The sequence below is a fragment of the Nocardia mexicana NBRC 108244 genome, assembly GCF_001613165.1.
GTDB classification, from domain to species: domain Bacteria; phylum Actinomycetota; class Actinomycetes; order Mycobacteriales; family Mycobacteriaceae; genus Nocardia; species Nocardia mexicana.
Window position 1 is genome coordinate 1 of record NZ_BDBV01000167.1, and the last position, 1302, is coordinate 1302.

Consider the following 1302-nt stretch of genomic DNA (forward strand, 5'->3'; position numbering starts at 1 on the left):
CCGCGGCCTCCTCGCACCTGGACCCGTCGGCTCCCGGCATGGCCGAGCTGCTGGAGCGGGCGCGTGAGGCGTTCATCGTCGGGATGCAGTGGACATCGATCATCGCCGCGATCCTCGTCGCCGCAGCAGCGGCCGTCGCATGGTTCGTCATCCCGTCGCATCGCGAACGACCCCGGGTCGAGACAACGGAACGGAGTACCTCATGAAGATTCTCATCGTCGGCGCGGGCATCGCCGGGAGCGCGGCGGCTCAGATGCTCGCTCACGACGGGCATGACGTCGATGTCGTCGACGCCGCCCCGCGCCCGCAGTCCGGGGGCTATCAGATCCTCTTCGACCGGATCGCGATGCGCCTGTTCGACCAGATCGGCGCATCGGAGACAGTGAACGCGCTGAGCGCGCCGACGGCGACGATCGCGGTCGCCCGCGGCCGGAGGACGCTGGCGACGCTCACCACCGAGGGCTACCGGTCTGCTCGGCGCGGCGACCTGGTCGGTGCGATCTCCGAATATGTCGCGAACCGGGTGCCGATGCGGTTCGGGCGGGAGCTCGTCGGGATCGAGCATCGCGCCGCAGGCGTGGCGGCGCACTTCGACGACGGAAGCTCCAGCGAGTACGACCTGCTCATCGGAGCCGACGGCCTGAACTCGACGGTGCGTCGCCTCGCGGTGGAGATCGATGGGTCCGATCTGTACCTCAACGGACGCGTGAACCTCTGGGTCAACGTGCCCGGACGCGTCGCCGGGACGACGCATGCTGCGATTCTCCTCGGTGATCGCATCGGGGCGCAGGTGTTCCCCTACACCGATCATGACGAGACGCTGGTGCTCACCACCATCCTTACCGGCGCGGAACGACGCGAGAAGCGGGAGTTGCTTCCGCTGGCCGTGGGACTCCTGGAAGCGTCGGGGCCGCGTTACGCCGGATTTGCCGAGCACGTCGCCCATGCCGCGATCGACGAGGTGCGCGTTACCCGATTCGCCCAGGTGCGTGCACGACGTTGGCACGCCCGCAACGTCGTCCTCCTCGGGGATGCCGCGCACTGCATCGATCCGCTTTCCGGCGCCGGCGCGCATGGTGCGCTCCTGGGAGCGGCCGTCTTCGCCGAAGAGCTGCGACGCACCCCGGACAGCATCGCGGCCGCCGCCACTCGCTACGCGCGACGCGTGCGACCGTTCGCACGGTCGGCGCAGTTCCTCACCGCGGGGCTGGTGGAACGCGCCACGTCGCACGGGATCGCCCAACGCGCTGCGGCCGATCTCTCCCTGGCCGCAGCAGCATTCGCCGTCCGCAGGAGAGACGT

At 69.5% G+C, this 1302-nt stretch carries 2 protein-coding genes; both read left to right on the forward strand.

Features of this window, described 5'->3' with window-relative positions:
- The coding region (locus tag NM1_RS40555) for a hypothetical protein (protein WP_218022193.1) at nucleotides 1-206 on the forward strand (206 nt) is incomplete at its 5' end.
- Nucleotides 203-1302 (forward strand): FAD-dependent oxidoreductase (locus tag NM1_RS40560; protein ID WP_068033128.1); only part of this gene is annotated, 1100 nt, incomplete at its 3' end. The genes NM1_RS40555 and NM1_RS40560, both read left to right, overlap by 4 nt.